At 59.3% G+C, this 18,163-nt stretch carries 18 protein-coding genes; 12 read left to right on the top strand and 6 right to left on the bottom strand.

Annotated features, from left to right (window positions below; all coding sequences use genetic code 11):
- Positions 1-4: 4 nt before the first annotated feature.
- The 4 genes from D9X30_RS08170 to D9X30_RS08155 all read left to right on the top strand — a co-directional run bounded on the left by D9X30_RS08170 (position 5) and on the right by D9X30_RS08155 (position 5,097).
- The gene (locus D9X30_RS08170) at positions 5-1,822 is read left to right on the top strand and encodes an ATPase, T2SS/T4P/T4SS family (RefSeq protein ID WP_249640912.1); all 1,818 of its coding nucleotides are present in this window, start codon (positions 5-7) and stop codon (positions 1,820-1,822) included.
- Positions 1,819-3,054 (top strand): type II secretion system F family protein, encoded by a 1,236-nt coding sequence (locus D9X30_RS08165; protein WP_153949974.1) that lies wholly within the window; start codon positions 1,819-1,821, stop codon positions 3,052-3,054. The genes D9X30_RS08170 and D9X30_RS08165 overlap by 4 nt, the downstream gene beginning before the upstream one ends.
- 16 nt (positions 3,055-3,070) lie before the next feature.
- Positions 3,071-3,703 (top strand): type 4 pilus major pilin, encoded by a 633-nt coding sequence (locus D9X30_RS08160; RefSeq protein WP_153949975.1) that lies wholly within the window; start codon positions 3,071-3,073, stop codon positions 3,701-3,703.
- Between the two features lie 65 nt (positions 3,704-3,768).
- The gene (locus D9X30_RS08155; protein ID WP_153949976.1) at positions 3,769-5,097 is read left to right on the top strand and encodes an adhesin; all 1,329 of its coding nucleotides are present in this window, start codon (positions 3,769-3,771) and stop codon (positions 5,095-5,097) included.
- Positions 5,098-5,164: 67 nt separating this feature from the next.
- On the opposite strand, the gene D9X30_RS08150 is transcribed toward D9X30_RS08155, so the two are convergent.
- The 3 genes from D9X30_RS08150 to D9X30_RS08140 all read right to left on the bottom strand — a co-directional run bounded on the left by D9X30_RS08150 (position 5,165) and on the right by D9X30_RS08140 (position 9,006).
- The gene (locus tag D9X30_RS08150) at positions 5,165-5,983 is read right to left on the bottom strand and encodes a hypothetical protein (RefSeq protein ID WP_153949977.1); all 819 of its coding nucleotides are present in this window, start codon (positions 5,981-5,983) and stop codon (positions 5,165-5,167) included.
- Between the two features lie 676 nt (positions 5,984-6,659).
- The gene (locus tag D9X30_RS08145) at positions 6,660-7,844 is read right to left on the bottom strand and encodes a FlhC family transcriptional regulator (protein WP_153949978.1); all 1,185 of its coding nucleotides are present in this window, start codon (positions 7,842-7,844) and stop codon (positions 6,660-6,662) included.
- A 1-nt stretch (position 7,845) separates the two neighbouring features.
- Positions 7,846-9,006: a hypothetical protein gene (locus D9X30_RS08140; RefSeq protein ID WP_153949979.1), complete on the bottom strand. Its 1,161-nt coding sequence runs from the start codon at positions 9,004-9,006 to the stop codon at positions 7,846-7,848.
- A 673-nt stretch (positions 9,007-9,679) separates the two neighbouring features.
- Between D9X30_RS08140 and D9X30_RS08135 the strand changes: the two genes are divergently transcribed.
- The 6 genes from D9X30_RS08135 to D9X30_RS08110 all read left to right on the top strand — a co-directional run bounded on the left by D9X30_RS08135 (position 9,680) and on the right by D9X30_RS08110 (position 13,454).
- Positions 9,680-9,988: a hypothetical protein gene (locus D9X30_RS08135; RefSeq protein ID WP_153949980.1), complete on the top strand. Its 309-nt coding sequence runs from the start codon at positions 9,680-9,682 to the stop codon at positions 9,986-9,988.
- A gap of 98 nt (positions 9,989-10,086) precedes the next feature.
- Positions 10,087-10,515 carry a hypothetical protein gene (locus tag D9X30_RS08130; protein WP_153949981.1) on the top strand — a complete coding sequence of 143 codons (429 nt, stop codon included), beginning with the start codon at positions 10,087-10,089 and terminating at the stop codon, positions 10,513-10,515.
- A 6-nt stretch (positions 10,516-10,521) separates the two neighbouring features.
- Positions 10,522-11,310, top strand: a complete 789-nt coding sequence (locus tag D9X30_RS08125; RefSeq protein WP_153949982.1) for a hypothetical protein — start codon at positions 10,522-10,524, stop codon at positions 11,308-11,310.
- Between the two features lie 12 nt (positions 11,311-11,322).
- Complete coding sequence (locus D9X30_RS08120; protein ID WP_153949983.1) at positions 11,323-11,844, top strand: single-stranded DNA-binding protein; 522 nt, start codon at positions 11,323-11,325, stop codon at positions 11,842-11,844.
- A 222-nt stretch (positions 11,845-12,066) separates the two neighbouring features.
- Positions 12,067-13,137: a DUF7146 domain-containing protein gene (locus D9X30_RS08115; protein WP_153950001.1), complete on the top strand. Its 1,071-nt coding sequence runs from the start codon at positions 12,067-12,069 to the stop codon at positions 13,135-13,137.
- 104 nt (positions 13,138-13,241) lie between these two features.
- Positions 13,242-13,454: a hypothetical protein gene (locus D9X30_RS08110; protein WP_153949984.1), complete on the top strand. Its 213-nt coding sequence runs from the start codon at positions 13,242-13,244 to the stop codon at positions 13,452-13,454.
- Between the two features lie 72 nt (positions 13,455-13,526).
- Here D9X30_RS08110 and D9X30_RS29695 read toward each other — a convergent pair whose 3' ends face one another.
- From D9X30_RS29695 to D9X30_RS08100, 3 genes are read right to left on the bottom strand one after another with little or no spacing between them, the layout of a single operon-like run.
- On the bottom strand, positions 13,527-13,658 hold the full coding sequence (locus D9X30_RS29695) for a hypothetical protein (protein WP_283780772.1): 132 nt from the start codon (positions 13,656-13,658) through the stop codon (positions 13,527-13,529).
- 58 nt (positions 13,659-13,716) lie between these two features.
- Positions 13,717-14,121 carry a hypothetical protein gene (locus tag D9X30_RS08105; RefSeq protein ID WP_153949985.1) on the bottom strand — a complete coding sequence of 135 codons (405 nt, stop codon included), beginning with the start codon at positions 14,119-14,121 and terminating at the stop codon, positions 13,717-13,719.
- A gap of 8 nt (positions 14,122-14,129) precedes the next feature.
- Entirely contained in the window at positions 14,130-15,152 is a 1,023-nt protein-coding gene (locus D9X30_RS08100; RefSeq protein ID WP_153949986.1) for a PRTRC system protein D, read from the bottom strand.
- A gap of 1,107 nt (positions 15,153-16,259) precedes the next feature.
- On the opposite strand from D9X30_RS08100, the gene D9X30_RS08095 reads away from it, so the two are divergent.
- Together D9X30_RS08095 and D9X30_RS08090 are read left to right on the top strand one after the other, a co-directional pair.
- Positions 16,260-17,408: an integrase domain-containing protein gene (locus D9X30_RS08095; protein ID WP_153949987.1), complete on the top strand. Its 1,149-nt coding sequence runs from the start codon at positions 16,260-16,262 to the stop codon at positions 17,406-17,408.
- A gap of 117 nt (positions 17,409-17,525) precedes the next feature.
- Positions 17,526-18,107 carry a hypothetical protein gene (locus D9X30_RS08090; RefSeq protein ID WP_153949988.1) on the top strand — a complete coding sequence of 194 codons (582 nt, stop codon included), beginning with the start codon at positions 17,526-17,528 and terminating at the stop codon, positions 18,105-18,107.
- The last annotated feature ends 56 nt before the right edge of the window (positions 18,108-18,163 follow it).

The following is an 18,163-nucleotide window of genomic DNA, read 5'->3' as shown; positions in this document are numbered from 1 at the left end:
AGTCGTGCGACTCTTTGAACGCTCCAGAAAAGGGCTGGTGCCCGAGGCCTCAGGCGGCATCATGGTCATATCCGGCGGCGGATCGGCCCGCCCGGGCGCGGCGCCTGTAGCGGCGATGCCCGTTCACGCCGAACCCTCCCTTTCAACGCCCGAGATGAGCGAGGTCGGTTGTACGGAGGTGCGAACCACCGATGACCTGCCACCGTTCTCGCGGGTGCTGTACGACGATCTCTCGTTGGCGCAGTCGCTGCGGCACCAGATTTGTCCGGTCCTGATCGAGGCGCCGGCAGATGGCCAGCGCGGTAAGTTCGCGTTCATCCTGTTGGCCGACATGCGGTACTCGGACTATACGGATGAGATCCTGCGCCAAGCGAAGCTGCGCTGGGATGCGGCCGACCCGCTGTTCTACACGGCAACCCCGCAGGTGATGACGGCGTTGTCGCGCGGTGTCGAAGGCAGTGCGCGGCAGGATGGCATCCAGACCACGGGCCTTCGTAATGCGAGCGGCCTGTGGCAGACGTTCCTGGCAGCAGCGCAGTTCGCAAAGCGCGAGCAGGCATCCGACCTCCACTTCGAGGTGAAGGACAACAGCGAGCTGTCGCAGATCCGTTTCGCCATCGATGGCCATCTGGTCCTGCCCCCCGAATTCCGCATCCGCACCACCGATCTGCTGGACATGCTGTCTCACGTCTTCCAGAAAGGGAAGGGCGGCTCCCATGGCGTGTTCAGCCGGGTACAGCCCCAGCAGACGAGCATCCGGACTGTGGTTGACGGCGTGCCGATGGTATTCCGGTGGGCCTCCATGCAGAGTGCCGACGGCCACGTGACCGTCATGCGGATGAATCCCGAGAACGCGACGACCACTCAGGTCGATTTCGTCAAAGACCTTCACTTCTTCCAGCAACAGGCGGATGTCATCGATCGCTGCACGATGCAGATGGGCGGTGGCGTGGTCCTCGTTGGTACGGTGGGCTCGGGCAAGACGACCACGGCGCACGCCGTCATGCAGCGCCTGCCGTCCTGGATGAACAAGATGTCCATCGAGGACCCGGTCGAACTGATGGCCCACGGCACGCACCATTTTTCCGTGGCACGGCAGCTGGACGGCTCGAACCGGGAAGAGGATCCGTTCATTGTGGCCAAGCGCCAGCTCAAACGGATGAACCCCCACTTTGTGATGATCGGCGAGGTGCGGGATTTCGAGTCGGCCGGGCTGTTCCGCGACGTTGCCGGCGCGGGCCTGCGTGCGATGACGACGCTGCACGCGCCGTCGGCGACAGCCGCCACCGACCGTCTTGCCGACAGCGAGTTGCAGATTCCGCGCAGTGTGCTGGCCACCCCCGGCTTCGTGAACCTCTACGTGTACCAGGCGCTGCTCGCCAAGACATGCGAATGCGGCCACCACGGGGAGGAAGCCAAGGACATTCTGGGTGCGGCGAAGCTGAAGCAGATTGAGCGTCTGTTCCAGTTCGACGTCGAAGGCATTCGTGTTCGCCGTGAGGCGGGCTGCGATAAGTGCAGGCGCGCGAACCTTCCTGACCTCAACGGTATCCGTGGCCGTGTGATGGCGGCCGAAATGTTCGAGCCGGACGAACTGGACCTGATGTACATCCGCGATGCGCGTGCCATCGAGCTGCAAGCGCACCAGCGAGAGAAGCGAACGACCGGATTCGATATCCCCGACAGCACTGGCAAGTCGGTATTCGAAGTGGCCATGTATCACGTGTTTGCTGGCACGGTCGATCCGCGCCAGGCCGAGCGCATTCTGTCTCTGGATGCATATGAAGCCAAGGTGAAGCGACTGACGGGAGCCCGAGCATGATGCAACGATTCAGGAACGCGCTTGCCGCGATCAAGCGCAAGAAGTACGCCGCGGCCGCCGAGAGCATTGGCGGCGCGACAGGGCGGTTTCCGGACAAGCTGTGGTTCGCAAAGCTGGAGTTCTCGCCCAAGCGCGCGGACTACTACTACGACCTCGCCATGCGCATCGAGAAGATGCCGGGCGAACCCATCTCGAACCATTTTGCCAAGGATGCGGCACGGCGCGCCGGTGAGCCGCTGGGCCTGCTGGCGTCCCTATGGCTGGCCCGCTATGAAGGTCTAGATGGGCAGACGCAGGAATCGCGGCTGGCGGAGATCTTCCAGGGCACGGTGCCTGACGAAGATCTGGCCATCCTGGCAGTGGCGGAGCAGGGCGGCGATGTAAAGGACGGGCTGTTCCGGCTGGCCAACAACCTCCGGGCAATGAGCACGGCCAAGTCCAACATCTTGCTGTTGCTGGCGAGCATGGGCATTACGCTGATCATCCTGCACGTTTACCTCGGCGTCATGGCTTTCATCGTCGCACCGATGCTGGATCGCAGTTTTGCGAACCTGCTGCCTGTTGACGGCTATGGGCCGATTGCCCGAGCGTTCCATTTTGGGGCCACTTTCCTGCGCGAGTGGGGGTGGCTCGTACTTCTGGGCGAGGCGGGTCTCATATGGTGGGTACTGCGCGCACTGCGGAACTACACGGGGCCTCACCGCGCGTGGTTGGACAAGCACGTAATCATCTTCGACTTCTTCCGCCGGTTTCAGGGGGCGCAGTTTCTGGGAGCCATGTCCGCAGTGACGCAGCGGTTCGGTGGCGACATGAACAACCTGACCAACGCGCTGGAGATGATGCGTGCCAACGCGTACCCCTACCTTGCGCAGCATATCCGGCGTATTGAAGCGACGCTTGAAGAGTCGCCCAACGCCGGCGGCAAGATGTTCGATACGGGCCTCTTCGACCGCGACACCACCTATCGCATCCAGGACATCGCGGAGTATGAGGACGACCTGTCCAAGATGCTGAATACGGTATCGGTGACGCTGCTGAAGACTGCGCCGCGCGAGCTCGAGCAACGGGCGTCAAAGTTCAACCGACGATCCTCCATCCTGCTGATCCTCCTGATCACGGCCCTGGCGTTTATGCCCGCGTTCATGGCCCGCGAGTTGAAGCAGAGCATGCAGGTGCACGGCATGAAGACGCATCAGAAGAGCATCAATCCTTCCACCTACCCATCCAACTGACGAACAAGGCTGAACAATGGAAACCAACCTGCAAACCAATACGGCGGCTCGCGAAACGACGGCGGGCGAATACCGGGTACCGCTCAATCAGCTGTGCCGTGCAGAGCAATGGAAGCGTATCCGTAGCAATCCACGCCTTCGTGGGCAGCACGGCGGCATCCTCGACGAATATGGCTTCTACCTGCTGCTGGTGGCCTTCTCGCTCGTTGCAATCCTGGTGCTCTTCTCGGGCAACTCGACAGATTCGCAGGCCCAGCAGTTTACGACTGAGCTGAACAAGGTGATGGGCAAGGTCAAAACGAACTATCGCGGCCGTTACGGCACGGTCACGGTGGCTGCGGTCGTTGACAACGGCACATTTAAGGACCTGACCACCATGACCGTGGACAGCGGAACGGTCACGGTGCAGCCGGGCGGCGGCACGCTGACCATCGTGCCGGGCAAGCTGCTGACGGCAAACGATTCCGTGCAGTACACCATCCCGAATCAGCCCGACGCCGCGTGCACGCAGATTGCTTCGGCTTTCCAGAGCAGCGCGGGCAAGATCGTTGTCAATGGCACCACCATCAAGGACGTGGGCGGCAGTGTGAACATGACGCAGGTGAAATGCTCCAGCGACAGCAACACGATCGACCTTTACATGTCCTGAGCGCAACCTGACGTGCGTATTGACAGCCCGGCCGTTGGCCGGGCTTTGGCATAGGAGAGTGGAATATGTTGATGTCGAACTACGCCATGGGGCTTGCGCTGAGCAGCGTTGCTCTCATGGCATCGGTGCCGTGGACGTACGCCGAGATCGAGGAGGTGCAATCGGTCGGCACGGGCAACTACATGGCGAATATTGCTTCGGCTGTGAATACGTACACGTTCGAGGCGTTCACGGACCTGGCGAAGAGTCCGACCGGGCCAACGAACCTCACGGTCGGCGGCAAGACCATCGGGGTGCCAAATCCGCTGCATCCGACGGTGCAGGATCTCATTAACTTCGGTCTTTTGCCGATCGGCTATACGGATATCAGCCCATTGGGACTGTCGTTTCGGGTAGACCTGACCCCTACAAACTGCGGGGCGGATATCACGGCTTGTTCGATTCCGGGGTTGGTGTACTCGACGACGGGATACCGCGACGCTGTGGGCCGCGTCCGGACGGACCTGCTGGGTCTTGCTGTGGCGAAGGCCGGGCAGGATGCGGGCGTGTCGTATGCGGAGACCCCCGCGACGATCACCGGCATGTCTGCGAGCTGGTCTACCGTGAACCCAGTCGCCGCAAAGCCCTCCGGCGTGCTGGCCATGCGGACCGGATCGAGCTCACTGCTGGCGCAGTCGATGAACCAGTTCTACAAGCGCGACGGATCGCTGAATCTGACCGGGCCGATGGATGCGAACAACCAGGCGATGAATCGGGTGGGGAATTTTCAGTCGAATGGTTCGGTGTCGGCGGCTGGGAATGTGTCTGCCTCTGGAAGCCTCTCCGCTGCCGGAAATGTCACTGGTAGCGGCGTTTATGGTAGCTATGTCCAGTCGAACGGCGATGCATATGTGGGCGGCTCGCTCCGAGGGACGGCTGTTTACGCAAATAGTATTACGTCGTATGGCGGGGTAGCGGCGAATGGATACGTCACAGCCGCGGGCGCCATCGTGCCGTCCGCTGACCCGGGGCAAAAAGTCGCGGAGGGTTGGGGATGTGGTGATCCGCAGGGGGCAATTCGTAGCGACGCCGCAGGAAAGTCACTCTCATGCCAATCTGGTGTATGGCGAGCGGCGAGCGGGTCCGCGTCGGGTGTCCATTCGATTACCTGGACGTATGGAGGACAGGGAGGTATGGACCGGTTTCCGATGGCGTGTTTCACTTTGGCAGGGTCGCCTGGGGTCTATCAGGGCTCCGGTGCAATCTCGACTGACAACCGTGCTGGCTCGGTTCCTTATAGTGATATGTATGGGAATATGGGATACAGACAATCTGACGGTTATGCATGCCCGCCTGGCACGGCGATGGTCCCTTTGTACAACATCGCGAGTGGCGGCGGCGGTAGCGGAGGTTGACTCTACATCGCTGACAGAAATGGAGAAAGCCGGCATTGCCGGCTTTTTCTTTGCCACGAGGCTGGGCTTACTGGCAAGCGAACACAATCGCACCAGAGACATCACCGCTGGACTGACTCGCAACGGTGTAGCCGACGGACAGATAGGGCTTGGCTTGGTCGCTGCCCATAGTCTCCGCGAGGAGGGTACCTGTAGAAGACAAGTTCACGCCTACAACGCCGGCATTGGCAAATGTCTTGGTGACACGGTCGGACGCGATAGACAAGTCCAACGCTAGCGATTCAATCGAAGGGCCATTGAGATTGATCACTGCCGTCGCGCTGTTCAGCTTCCCAGCCGCAAAGTTACCCGAGACAGCAGTCGGTGCCGTCGCGAATTGTGCGGTGCAGGTGAGCTTTGCCGTCGGGCCGGGGACGCTGACTAGCGCCAGAGGCTTGCCAACAACGTAGTGAGCGCCCTGGTTTGCGTTGATGGAACCGACATTCGTCGCACCGTTAGTCCAGCGGCCAATCGAGAATTGGCCATTGCCGCCCACGTCGGCAATGGTTCCCGACGTCAGACTGATAACGCTCGCGGCATTGCCTGCGATCGTCTTGTAGGCCCCTTCCGCAGTAGTGGCTTGTAGTGTCGCTGGGGCATTGGCAGTCGCACCGGCGCGTGCTGCCAGGCCATTGGAGGTCGCGTCTACTGGCACGAAGACGAAGGCCAGGGGGTCAGCCGAAACCGTCGTTGCGGAGCCGTTGACGGTGATGGTCGGCGCCGGCGGCGTCGGCGTTGCCGGTTGCTGCGTCGTAGGAGCACTGTCACCGCCGCCACCACCGCAGGCGGCCAGGCTCAGCAGTGCAGCTGCAGAAATCATGGAGAGAGCGAGTTTGGTCTTTTGCATTTTCTTCTTCCTCTGTGTTCAGGATGGACCGCGATTCGATCTGAACCGCTTGATTCAATCCTACCGACTAACTCCGTAAGTCAAGTCGGGGAAAATCAGCTGGCCGCGATCCTTTAAAGCGGCCGAAAATCTGTTTGCTCGGTCTTGTATTGGCCCGATAGGTAGGTCGATCAGATAGAATCCAGACGACCAGTCTTCTTCGTTGCGACTCCACAAAGAAGACACAGCCCGCAAGAATACAAGAAGGCGGACCGAAGGTGTATCGGTCGCTTCATTGCGGTGCTAAACCCCCGATTCGAGGGGTGCGCCTACCGCGAACGGTATAACGACGTTCCGCAGTGGTTACAGATATGGTATTGCCGCACCTTAACAAATGCTTGCTCGCGCCAGACGCGAATGCTGCGCGACCCGCAGCGATAACACGACATGCCGCGAGGCGTAACGTTTTCGGGGTGGGCTTCGGCGTATTTGTCCAACGTCGGCGGGCCGCCTCGCGTGAGAAAGTAGGCGAGGAGGCCAAGGTAATTGGCAATGACGCAGACAACTCCCCAAGCCAGTATCGACCGGCCGTCTTTCTTGGCGAAATAGACGGCAATAATGGTCGGAACCAAATAGATCACGAATACGAGTAGCAAGCCGCCCAAAACTTTCTCCTGTAAGAGGGGCCAGACATAGATTATTTCGGACCGCGCCGACGATTACCTCCACGCGTCGCAGTCAATGTTCCGTTGCAGCAAGGGCAAGTGAACGATTGGGACAATTCAATCCTGTCTGACGAGTTCGAAGCAAGATAGGGCGTACCGCATTTGCGGCACGGCCACACCGCGAGCTCCTCATTCATCGACATCGAGCGCGCCAGATGCATGGAACGCTCGGGAGGCACCTTGCAGTCGTCCGCAAAGAACGCTCGGTTGATGTCCATCGCGGCGACGAAGCTCTCCGGCGTAGATACGTCGCAGGCGATCGCGGAGCGAAACAACCACATCTGGAAGGTGGATTGTACGCGGCGCGGTGCCGTCTCGATGAACCAGGTGAGGGAGGAGGGCGGCTGACCCGATGGCGACGGCTTGCCGTGAATGCGGCGATAGGCCTCGCGCGCGGTGTCGACGCTCGTATTGAACAATGACGCAACGCTCTTCGCTCGGCAAGAGAAGTACAGGAACGCCTCAAACAGCGCGTCGCGAACAAACGTTTCGAGGCGGAATTTTCCCCAAGGGCCGGAATGCGGGAGCCTATCCGTGCGTAGCGGCGAGCTTTCCATCAGATAATGCGCAATCAGCTCTCTCGACAAGCGTCCGGCGTGCGTCTCGAGCCAGAACATCTCGTCTGCAAACCGCCATTGGAAAAGAGGCACCAGGCGATCCGAAATGGCGACGTCCATTTCATGCTGTGGCACTGAACGGAGATAGGCGGCTAGTTCGTTCGAGACGCCGAGCAAAGGCGCTGCCAAGACCGACATGTTCAACATGTCATATAGTGCAGTGATGTACGAGCGGTTGGTATGTTCCAGCGCGAGCCGCTCGACAACGGATAGATCATGCGGCAAGCCCGCCTGCAACCGGTCCATCGTGACGGTCGGCATGGTGCCCTCGATGAACGACCGCCAATCTGCGATAGTGGAGAGGGTCGGTGCAAAGGCCAGGAAGGGTGTGCAGAACACCTTGGTGGAATTCTCTTGGTCGTTACGGAGTGCCAACAGGTTCTCGTGGGATACACGAAATACGTCTGCAAGCGCCGGCCGCACAGCCACCGCGTTCACCACATAGTTACTGATTCGAAGATTTGCCGAGAGGGCACGGTCCTGTACCCAGGATGGGAGAATGAATTGCTCGAAAATTGAGCGGGAATGGGCGATCTGCATCTCAAGCTCCGGTCAGGCCGATAAGTTCGTTGTGGAAGGTTTCAATCGTGCGCCGAAGCGACTGCAGGGCAGCCCCGTGCTCGCGCTTCTTGATTGACTTGACCGTGTTGCGCAGCTTGCTCAGGGCTTCGTCGACGTCCGCGCGAAGACCCTCGATGCGGAGTGCAACATTGCGCGTGTCTGCAGCTTTTGACTCATGACCCTGGATCTCGGTGTTGAGTTCGTTGAGCCGCTGTTGCGCATCTCGCAACTGGGCGTTGGTCGTTTCAAGCTGCCGTGTCGCGTCCGTGAGATCCTTGTATTCAGGCGGCACCACTTCCACTCGAACCTCTTTGACGACCTCACGGATCTTCGATTCAGCCAACGATTTCTGCAGCGCATTCTTGTCGTTGGTTAGGCGCGTGACTGCCAATTGAAGCGATTCCACGGTGTTGGCCTGAGAGGACAACGCTGCAGTTGACCTGTCGAGTTGCTCTTTTTGGGCGAGATTCTGTGCATCTGCGGAGTTGACCTGCTCGCGCATCGCTCGCATCTGGGCCTCAAGATCCCGCTGACGTTCGAGGCTCTCGTTCAGCTGGTCTTCCGCAGCCTGAAGCGTGGCCATGACCGTGTTGAGTTCTTGATGCGTCTTCCGGGACCACTCGATGTAAGGGAGGATGTCTTTGCGAGAATACGACTCGTCTGCTTTCCTCGCGTCGATGAACCGCTGTATTTCGTCGTCCGTAATGTCCGACCGCTTCAGGATGGTCAGTTCGCCAAGGTTCAGAAACGTGATGGCGTCGACGTTGTCCGAGAAGTGGTGGAACGCCTGAAGATACTTAATAGCAGAGCCGCGGGAGATGCGGAGCGCCTTGGATGCGAAGGCGTAGAGCATTGCATCGGCCTCCCGTGTCGCGCGTTCCGTATCACCAAGTCGCTTCTGCACCGACGTGAGGATGACGTGGTAGATCTGGAACATCCGCGATCCGATGGCGGTGTGCTCACTCAGGATTCGTTTGCGCGACAGCTCGATCTCATGAGCGGCCTGGACGATTCGGCCAATGGCGGCCGTATCGACGTACTGACCAAGCTCGTGTACCGCCATCTCGCGCAGCGAGGTATTTGTGCTTGGATTGACAAGATCATACTGAACCTTGTCCTCGTCTTTACCCTTCTTTGTCATTGTTTAGCCTTGTTCAAGATAAGGAGAGTGATGCGGACCCGTGCCGCACTCATTCAACCTACCACTCGAAACTCAATGTCAAGGGGACGAAACAGGTGCAGCGACTAGGGGGGAAGCATATGCTGTTAGCGAGTGTCTGCGAGACCCGAAAGCTAGGCAAAACCACACCTCTTTCAAAAGTCAAATTCGAAACAGCATAACTTCTCCGTGTCTTTTAACGACCTCGGTTTAGTCGTTTGAAGGTATGTGCCACTTCAGAAGGGGTGGGCTGTATATACAGGTTCGGGACCAGAGATGTCGTCCAGAAGAGGAACATGTTCCTCCCAAAAAACTCGAAAGCTCGGGATTCAGGTGTGCGATTTGAAGGGAGGGGCCCGTTGTCGCTCGACCTTGTCAGGTGGAGGATTCGAGTGTAGAGTTCAACCACCTTCAGCGTCTCCGACGCATCGATATTAGCGGTAGCCAGCAGGCTACTCGCGCCGCCAACTGTGGCGTCGCGAACCGCACACTCCCTTTAGCCGTACTCAGCGATAGCGCTTTTACGACATGCGATGCATGTCGCAAGCGCGTTGTTCTGCGTGCGCGTCTCCTGGATTCCTTGCTCTGCGAGCATCGAATAATCGCCTGGCTTCCGCCAGGAAATCCCCCCTTATATGTTTTCTCGTGAGAAACCATGGAATCCATTGCAAATAGCCTCATCAAGCGTCCGCTCAAGCTTTTCCTTTGGGCAATGCTTTTGTATGTGGCCTCACAATCCTTCATCGTTGGTTTGTTCGTTGCAGTCGTCGGATTCTTCTACCTGAAGGAGAAGGCGATCCAGTGGAGCAAGGTCGTACCAGCAGCGCCCAAGGTGTCGATGCCGGATACGCCAGCTAAGCCGCAACGGACCGTCGAGCAACCGGCGCAGCCACCCGAGAAGCAGTACGAACGCTCGGCCGTGGTCACGCCTATCCGTCGCACCGGAACGCACGATCGTTCCTAATCACTAGCCGCCCTCCCTTGGGCGGCCTCATTCCACCTGTCGCGGGTATCCGATACCCGCCGGCAGGTGGGTCTCCGGATGCCTGTCCGGAGACCATCATGGACACAAACACAGCAGGATGGCAGCTGGACTTCTTCGGTGAAGCGGCCGCTATCGTTGTCTCGCCTCCCAAGGTTGACCCTTTGCCTGATCCCTCGCACTGGAGCGAGGCGGTGCGGGAGAAGATGGTCGACGCGTTGATTAGCCTGGCATGCGACAGCCGTCGCGGCGACAACATGCCTGAATCGCTGATTGATTGCGCAGAGCTCTTGCGCGCTCGTATCCGAAGGAAACCGCTCGATCATGAGGAGTACTGCATGACGCTCGGTTGGATCTTTGGATACTGGGACGGAGCGCTTCCCTATACATACGTCTGCGCCGTGTGTGGCGTGAGCCCCGAAGTACTGCAAGACGTTGTCCTCAACAATGCCCGACTGAAAGCCGATCTCGATGAGGTCCGGCAACAGTGCTGTGGCTCACTCCTATGAAATCCCATGTCGCTGTTCAAATTCATTAAGCAGGCGACGGTTGCCATTCTGGGGCAGAACGCCGGTAACGCCGAGCAAGCGGAACAAGTAGCTGTCGGAACAGGCGCGGATAACGAATTCGAGATCTTCATCAGCGGCGTACCCCATCTCTTCCGTGATGAAGGCGACTGCGTCGTCCATTTCCGAGCGGAATTCGATCGCCTGATCCAGCCCACTGCGTTCGGCTCAAAGCTGCTACCGGAGGTCTTTCCTCGTTGGACCAAGGTACGCGTCTATGACGAAAATGGAGTAACTCCCAAATCGGTCGCCGAAGCAGTAATGCGTGACGCCAAACATCAACCTAAGCAGTCGTCACCGCCGGTGGATCACAAAGCCGCTGGAGCTAAGCGAGATGGCGAGGGCATGTCAGATCGCGGGCGAGGCTCAACCAATGCCCAACCCACGCATAACGCACCGCTGGCAGAGGCATCGTCCGCTGACTACACCGTTGGAACTCTTATCGAATGGGGCGAGATGGACTTCCCCAACCGAAGGCCTGGTGGCAAGCGAACCTATACGTCGTTCGCCGTGAAGCTTGACACCAGCAATGGTGTCAAGACGCTGCAGGGCGAAGGCCTCAAGGACGTCTTGGCGGATGCGCGCTGCAAAGTTGGTGAGCGCGTCGGCATTAAACGTCTCTATAAGGAGAAGGTTCCTGCTTTTGACCAGGCGACTGGTCGGCCCATCTTCGAAAGGGGCACACAAAAGCAGCAACTTTGGGACCGTTGGGTCTGGTCCATTAACCGCATTCATTGACAAGGAAGCAACATGGCATCCGTAAACAAAGTCATCCTCGTGGGAAACCTCGGGGCTGATCCTGAAATCCGTTACCTGCCGAGCGGTGACGCTGTCACCAACGTTCGCCTCGCGACCACTGACCGCTACAAGGACAAACAGTCCGGCGAATTCAAGGAAGCGACCGAATGGCATCGCATTGCCTTCTTCGGGAAGCTTGCGGAGATCGCTGGCCAGTATCTCAAGAAGGGTTCATCCGTCTACATTGAGGGCCGAATCCGTACTCGCAAATGGCAGGACCAGTCCGGCCAGGACAAGTACAGCACCGAAATCGTTGCCGACCAGATGCAAATGCTGGGCGCCCGTCAGGGCGGAAGCGGTGGCGGCGATGAAGGCGGCTATGGCGGCGGTGGTTCCAGCCGGGAATCGCAGGGCGGCGGCAGTGGCCGTGGTCAGTCTAGTGCCAACAGCCAACAGGCGGCCGGACAGCGTCGTCAGCAACCGGCGGCGTCCAACGGGTTCGAAGATATGGACGATGATGATATACCGTTCTGACCGACAGAACGCTGTTCTGTCCTAGAATTATACGGCGGCCTCCCATTTTGCGGGGGGCTGCTCGTCTCCCTTGGCTCCAAGCCTCCTCTGACTTTCCCCCGATATCAATTCGCCATGCTGAAAAGACCTTCTGGCTACATGCCGGGATGTCCTTTGAGCAAGCGTTCCTTCGCCTGTCTCAGGCATCGACAAACCTACTCCAATTGGAGTCATCCCATGAAACTGAAAGATCTGAGCGTGATTGTTGCGAGTTGGGAATCCCGTCAGTGGGATGCTTTCATCGCAGAGTATTTGCCTGCGGGCGTCCTGACGGATGCATTCTGGAGCGGCCGCCCTTGCCCTTGCCCCATATGCGGTGGCAAGGATCGATTCACCTACACCCGTAACCGCAAACGCGGAGATTGGGTGTGCCGCAAATGCAATAACGGTAGTCCTAGTGGCGGCGACGGTCTCGAACTGGTCCGCCGCTACACCAACATGTCTTACTACGAGCTGAAGTGTCGGCTCAACGGCGCGGCGATGCCGACGCCATTGCAGCTACCCGTTCGGCCTGCTTCGACGCGAAAGCCGCTTGATTCGGCGGCGAAGCTGCGCCGGATTGAACAGCAGTGGTCTGCAGCTTCGTGTCTGTCACCGGGCGACCACGCGATGCAGTACCTGGCGGCCCGCGTTCCCGGGCTTCGTGCCCCGAAGCCCCAGTCATTGAGGTTGGCCGTACAGGAATACTGGCACGAGAAGAAGCTGATCGGGCGCTATCCCACGATCGTCGCGCAGTTCACGCTGCCCGACGGCCGCATGGCAACCGTGCATCGGACATCGTTGGATCCCCGTCGGCCAGAGAAGGCAACGGTGATCGACGCGGAAGGGGAGATTCTTCCCTCGAAGCGTAATGACGTGTCAGCGCTTCCACCGGCCGGTGGTGCAGTGCGATTGATGGCGCCGCGCAATGGCGAGCTGGGCATTGCTGAAGGGCTGGAGACGGCCTATGCCGCGTACATGCAGTTTGGTGTACCGACGTGGTACTGCCTGAATCGTGTCCTGCTCAGCCAGTTCGTTGTACCAGACGGCCTTGGCATCCAGACTGTCCACATCTTTGCGGACTTCGATGCTGTTGACGAGAAGACGGGCAAGTCGCCCGGCGTGGCCGACGCGCTGGCGCTTCAAAAGCGCTTGCGTCAGGCCGGCTACAAGGTGGTGCTTCACCGACCAAAGGTCCGGGGCACTGATTTTTGCGATGAATGGCGCACGGTTTATCAGTTGCGCCAGATGTCTAACCAGGCGGTAGCCGCCTAACGTCATACCGCTTTTTTAGGCGGATCACTTTCAACCTCTGCCCCGTGGGTCTGTCCCGCGTGGGCGGAACTCCCACTGTGGCAGGATCTCCCAGGAGAAATGCAATGCCGCAAAAGGGTTTTACCGCGATCGTGAATAAGCTCCATATCCACGCCATGCGTCGCACGCTGACGCGCGACGTGCAGGCTAACCAATCGGAGGCGCAGTTCTTCCACGTCTATCGACGGGAGGCGTCAGGTGACTTGACGCTGGTCGAGAAAGGCCTTTCGTTCGATTCGGCCATGGATTTTTGTTTGACACCCAGGACGGTCCATTGACTGCGTCCCATCCCATTCAACACAAAGCCCGGCAATCGCCGGGCTTTTTTCATTACTGCGTGCGCTTCCTTTTCAGGCGGGCTTGCGCGCCTTGAAGCCGCGGTAACACGCGACGACCGCTTCCAGTACGCAGTAGCAGATGACTGCAGCGAAGACGAAGCGGTTGACGTCGTGATTGGTCGAAAGGTAGTCGAAGAATTTCATCGTTTTTCTCCTGAAGTTTGCTATAGATTGCCACACAAATTGCCATGGTCAATTCCCCTTAGTAGCGCGCCATGGCGTCGTTGAGTGCGGCAACGTCGATTCCCGCAAGCGGATCTGACAAGCCAGTGTCGTCCAGCTGCGGCGCGTTCGATTCGGCTACAACCGCGGCTGGCACCTGGGCCACATTTTGGGGCGGTGCCGCTTGCGCGGGCGCGACCTGTCCGTGCTGTGGTGGGACCTGCCGGGTGTCTGCAATGGGTGGCCGGAGCGCATTGGTATGCGTCGGCTGCCTGCTGGCTGGCGGCAGCATCAGGTCCTCAGCGCCGGCGGATCGCCCGGCCTGAAGCCCGCGTATAGCCAGCCGGCGGAGCATGATGGACCGTTCACGCGCATCTGCGAACTGCCTCAGGTATGCGAGCAGCTCAGGTTCGGACACAGTCACAGTCATCTGTTGCTTGTCCATGGGGAGCCTTAAACGTTACGGCTGGCTTGCTGCGCGGCGCCGATCGTATAGAAACCTCGAACGTTCGCGAAGCACGGTGCGTCCATCATATGGATGACATTGCGTGGGAATGCCGCACGAATCGCCGGAGCATAGAGCTGAGCACCCCCGCCGGTCAGGATGATTGCCCGAAGATCATCGGTACGGCCAACGCGAGACTGAATTTCCTTGACCGGCTGATTTGTCAGCGCCATTGCTTCGGCAAGGTAGGGGGCGACATCCAGGTCCTGGCCAAAGTAGACGAGCGGCTTGCTCTCGCGGATCGCCCTGTCGATGCGCTCAATTCCGTCGACAGTCTCGTTGTGGTCGGCACTGATCAGGCTCGCGATTTGCTGATGGATTCGAGCGGCCCCGCCGGGTACGCCACCGCTGCGGGTATCGTGGACGGTATAGCCGCGAGCGACCACCCAGTCGGTCGTGAAGTATCCAACGTCGATGACGAGGTAGGCGTTGTCGGGGTCATATGCCTTGCCGCTTTGCTGGATGAAGCTGATCAGCGTGCCAAGCGGCTGCGGAAGGGGAAGCACGCTGCCGATACGAACTTCGCCCCAGCCAAAGTTGTGCGTGCCCGCGAAGCGATCCTTGAGGTAGGCAGCATACTTCTGAGTGTTATGGACGGGCAGACCCAACACCAGGCGATCAACTTCACTGGCGCCAGCATAGTAGAGTGCTCCACCAAGCAGGGCGGCATAGTTCGCCGTAGCAGCGTAGTCCTCCGCCAAGGAACGGCCGGTGTTCACATGGGCGCCGCTGAACTCTACGCCAGGTCCCACCTCATACCGCGCACCATCGACTTCGACCGTGATGACGTTGCGGCCCTTGAATACGCCGCCACCGAAGTCATTCAAGGCGGTAGTGGCCGCAAGGGGGGCGAGCGACGGGAACATGTTCATTTTGACTTCCGACCCGATAGCCCAGGCGGACTTCGTGTTGCCATAGCCGACGTCGATGGCAAAGGTGGGGTACTTGATCTGGTCGATTTGTTGCTTCATGGACATTTCCTTTCTGATGGACGCGGTTCTTTCTGGTCGATGTGCTATTACCGAATGACGGTCGGTCAAGTCGGTCCACGTGCCACTAGGTGCCACCAAGCCAGAGCTTCCGATGATGAAACTTGGCACGTCGAAGGACGTGGTGGCATCAAGTGCCACGTAGTCCGACTTCGTGGCACATCGTCACAACCCACTCTACCGTCGAAAAATTGAAGTCAAGTTCTCGAATGCGCGGGAATTTTGGGGGTGTTACGTTGCCATCGATTCGATTCATGGTTTATGCTTGGCACACCTATCGCGTCCCCGACGCATCGACCTCGCTGCCATTTGCGCGGCACATATGACCTCCGATTCTTCCTGGTGAAGGGTCACTGCGAGGCCCGCTGTTCACGCCGGAAATTGAACCGGCTTTTTTTTCAATCAAATCAAGTGGACCGTGTCGGATAGTGAGGACACCGGACACCGCGATACCAAGCCGATTGGCGGTCTGTTTGTGAAAATAGACCGTAGTGCGGGCAATTCCGAAGCCGGACACCGGACAGGTGCTCTGTGGAATTTCCGCGTATGCCCGACACCCTTACAGCCGCGTGGCTGGGTGCGGATCACGAAGCCCGACACACTGCGGCGGGGATGATCTGACTTTGGGGTGGGGAGCTGCTTTGCGTGCCGAGAGACGGTGAACGCAGGCTTCTGAGCAGATATCGATCCGGGGGGCGCTACCGGTACCAGAACGGCGCAACAGGTAATTACCCATCACGGCATCGGCCGCAGGCGTGTGGACGCAATCCTCACGAACGCAGGCCGGCATCAGCAGATGCACCGGATAGGGTAGCCGCGCAAGCGGCGCGCACGGCGAGAGCCCTGCGTGTTCGCGTAAGCGGACAGTCACGACGCATTGCTTCCATGCTCAGGGCTGATCGGTTTGGCATCGCTAAAGGACCGGGAGAGTAGTGGCAGGACCGGCTGGGTGGGCCGGCAAGCTGGGGGTGGTATCCCGGCGCACCGAATGGGACAGCTCCGAATCGGGGTCGACGCTGTCCTGAAATGGGCTGTGTGCGAGATGCACGGCCCCGCGGCTGCGTGCGCGCAGCGCTATGCGAGACGAACATGAGCAAGACGATCAACCTGCGCCCGATCCTGGAACAGTACAACCTCCCCGAGCGATTCAAGGCGGAATTCGCCGTCCTGGCGGCCGAGCACCTTCATCTCCCGCACAGCGGCACCCGCGTGAGCGGCCGTTCGCTATCGCAGATGTCTCAGCGGCAGCGGGTGCAGGCGCTGCTGGCGATGATGGTCGAGCTGCGGCGCGTCGGAGGCATGGCCGTGACTTCGCCCTACGCTATACGGCAGAAGCACATCCGTTGGCTCGTCTGCCACTGGGTGGAGGAGCGGAAGCTGAATGTGGGCACGGTGGAACTGCGGCTCACACATCTACGTGCCTTCATGTCCTGGATGGGCAAGGCAAACATGGTGGGTCGAATCGACGACTATGTGGTGCGACCGGCGGGCTACGTCCGCAGCTACGTTGCGAAGGAGGATCGCTCTTGGGACGGAAAGGGCATCGATGCCGCGGAACTGATCGCGGAGATCGCCAAAACGGACACACACGTTGCGCTGCAGCTGAAGCTCGAAGCCGGATTCGGACTGCGTGCAAAGGAGAGTTGGCGTCTGAGAGCGGCGCTGGACGTTCTGCCGTCCGGCATGCTGCATGTCCATGACGGGACGAAGGGAGGTCGGCCGCGCCGAGTGCCTATCGAGTTTGATTGGCAGTACGAGTTGCTGGGCCAGGCGGCCAGTCTGTCCGAGGCAACCAATCCGGGCAAAGGCACGCTCATTCCCGCGACATACACCCAGAACCAATGGCGCCGCCGGTTCTATACCGTACTGGAGAAGCACGGGGTCACGAAAGACGGCGTTGGGGTTACTGCTCACGGGTTGCGCCATCAGTTCCTGCAGCAGATGTACCAGCGCCATAGTGGCCAGCCTGCCGCCGTCAAGGGCGGTGGCAAGGTAGAGGATCCGGCGGCACACCACGAAGCCATGCGGAAGGTTGTCGAGGCCGCAGGCCATAGCCGGGCGACGAAGGCCAACGCGTACCTGTCAACATATGCAACGCAGCGGAGCCGGGACCGGCCTGAACCCACAGTTGCTGAGATCGAGGCGGCCATTGCGCAGTCCGGCGGTAACAAAGCCGCGGCGGCGAAGGCATTGGGCATTTCGCGCGCCAAGCTCTATAGGATGTTGGTGAAGCGGTGAACGTAACAGGCGATATTGTGGGTGGAAACGAAAAGTGTGAGCATGCTCACCCTATTTCCCCGGTAACACGACACTTTTGTAGCGTGTTTCTCAGCCGGATAGAGGCGTAGATGCCCTATGTATGTAGACAAACGCTACTCTGACAACGCGCTTCGACGCATCTTAGCCAACGGCGTCGCGGCAAACGCGACCGCCGAATGGCCGTGGCTCCCCATATCCTCCCCTGAGTGGCCGGCGGCGCGTCGCCGTGGCGTTCGCACGAAATGGGGAGGGATTCTGCTCTATACCTTTGACGAGACTGAAGCTTCCGAGGTCGGAATTGAAGGCTATATCGCAGACAACCCATTCTTCGATTTCGGCGAGATCTGGGGAAACGGGGTCACAGTGGGTGCCCATCTGAGTGATTTGGTTTCGATGCACTTTGCCCGCCTGACCAGGTCGACCCTGAGCAAGGCGGGGTGGCAGCTAGAGGATCACGATACCGAGGTTGGAACGATTTTCCGCATTTCGTCTGTCATGCCGCCGGAAAAAGGCGACGTGTTGGGGAAAGCACTGGGTGTCGCGCTTCAGAAAGCCGACGTCGCGCATCTCAATCTGGCATGCCAGGGGCGGGACTACTTGGGCGGATTGAAGGACTTTGCCGAACTGCCTGCTCGGCCGATTGCGGGTAAGGTCGGGCCCAAACCGGAAAGGTCGTGATTTTGGCGGGTCTTTCAAGACGGGCGATGTAGCCGGGGCATGCTTGAATACCTTAG

The sequence above is a fragment of the Cupriavidus sp. U2 genome, from assembly GCF_009663685.2.
In the GTDB taxonomy this organism is placed as follows: Bacteria; Pseudomonadota; Gammaproteobacteria; order Burkholderiales; family Burkholderiaceae; genus Cupriavidus; species Cupriavidus necator_C.
Note: the sequence above shows the minus strand (reverse complement) of the source record. Positions and strands in the feature narration are given on the sequence as shown.

What these genes read in the sequence shown, in the direction of transcription:
- D9X30_RS08095 (WP_153949987.1), top strand. Translation starts at nt 16,260, where the DNA reads ATGAGCAAGACGATCAACCTGCGCCCGATCCTGGAACAGTACAACCTC.
- D9X30_RS08150 (WP_153949977.1), bottom strand. Translation starts at nt 5,983, where the DNA reads ATGCAAAAGACCAAACTCGCTCTCTCCATGATTTCTGCAGCTGCACTG.
- D9X30_RS08160 (WP_153949975.1), top strand. Translation starts at nt 3,071, where the DNA reads ATGGAAACCAACCTGCAAACCAATACGGCGGCTCGCGAAACGACGGCG.
- D9X30_RS29695 (WP_283780772.1), bottom strand. Translation starts at nt 13,658, where the DNA reads ATGAAATTCTTCGACTACCTTTCGACCAATCACGACGTCAACCGCTTC.
- D9X30_RS08090 (WP_153949988.1), top strand. Translation starts at nt 17,526, where the DNA reads ATGTATGTAGACAAACGCTACTCTGACAACGCGCTTCGACGCATCTTA.
- D9X30_RS08130 (WP_153949981.1), top strand. Translation starts at nt 10,087, where the DNA reads ATGGACACAAACACAGCAGGATGGCAGCTGGACTTCTTCGGTGAAGCG.
- D9X30_RS08105 (WP_153949985.1), bottom strand. Translation starts at nt 14,121, where the DNA reads ATGGACAAGCAACAGATGACTGTGACTGTGTCCGAACCTGAGCTGCTC.
- D9X30_RS08120 (WP_153949983.1), top strand. Translation starts at nt 11,323, where the DNA reads ATGGCATCCGTAAACAAAGTCATCCTCGTGGGAAACCTCGGGGCTGAT.
- D9X30_RS08155 (WP_153949976.1), top strand. Translation starts at nt 3,769, where the DNA reads ATGTTGATGTCGAACTACGCCATGGGGCTTGCGCTGAGCAGCGTTGCT.
- D9X30_RS08135 (WP_153949980.1), top strand. Translation starts at nt 9,680, where the DNA reads ATGGAATCCATTGCAAATAGCCTCATCAAGCGTCCGCTCAAGCTTTTC.
- D9X30_RS08125 (WP_153949982.1), top strand. Translation starts at nt 10,522, where the DNA reads ATGTCGCTGTTCAAATTCATTAAGCAGGCGACGGTTGCCATTCTGGGG.
- D9X30_RS08140 (WP_153949979.1), bottom strand. Translation starts at nt 9,006, where the DNA reads ATGACAAAGAAGGGTAAAGACGAGGACAAGGTTCAGTATGATCTTGTC.
- D9X30_RS08165 (WP_153949974.1), top strand. Translation starts at nt 1,819, where the DNA reads ATGATGCAACGATTCAGGAACGCGCTTGCCGCGATCAAGCGCAAGAAG.
- D9X30_RS08145 (WP_153949978.1), bottom strand. Translation starts at nt 7,844, where the DNA reads ATGCAGATCGCCCATTCCCGCTCAATTTTCGAGCAATTCATTCTCCCA.
- D9X30_RS08100 (WP_153949986.1), bottom strand. Translation starts at nt 15,152, where the DNA reads ATGAAGCAACAAATCGACCAGATCAAGTACCCCACCTTTGCCATCGAC.
- D9X30_RS08110 (WP_153949984.1), top strand. Translation starts at nt 13,242, where the DNA reads ATGCCGCAAAAGGGTTTTACCGCGATCGTGAATAAGCTCCATATCCAC.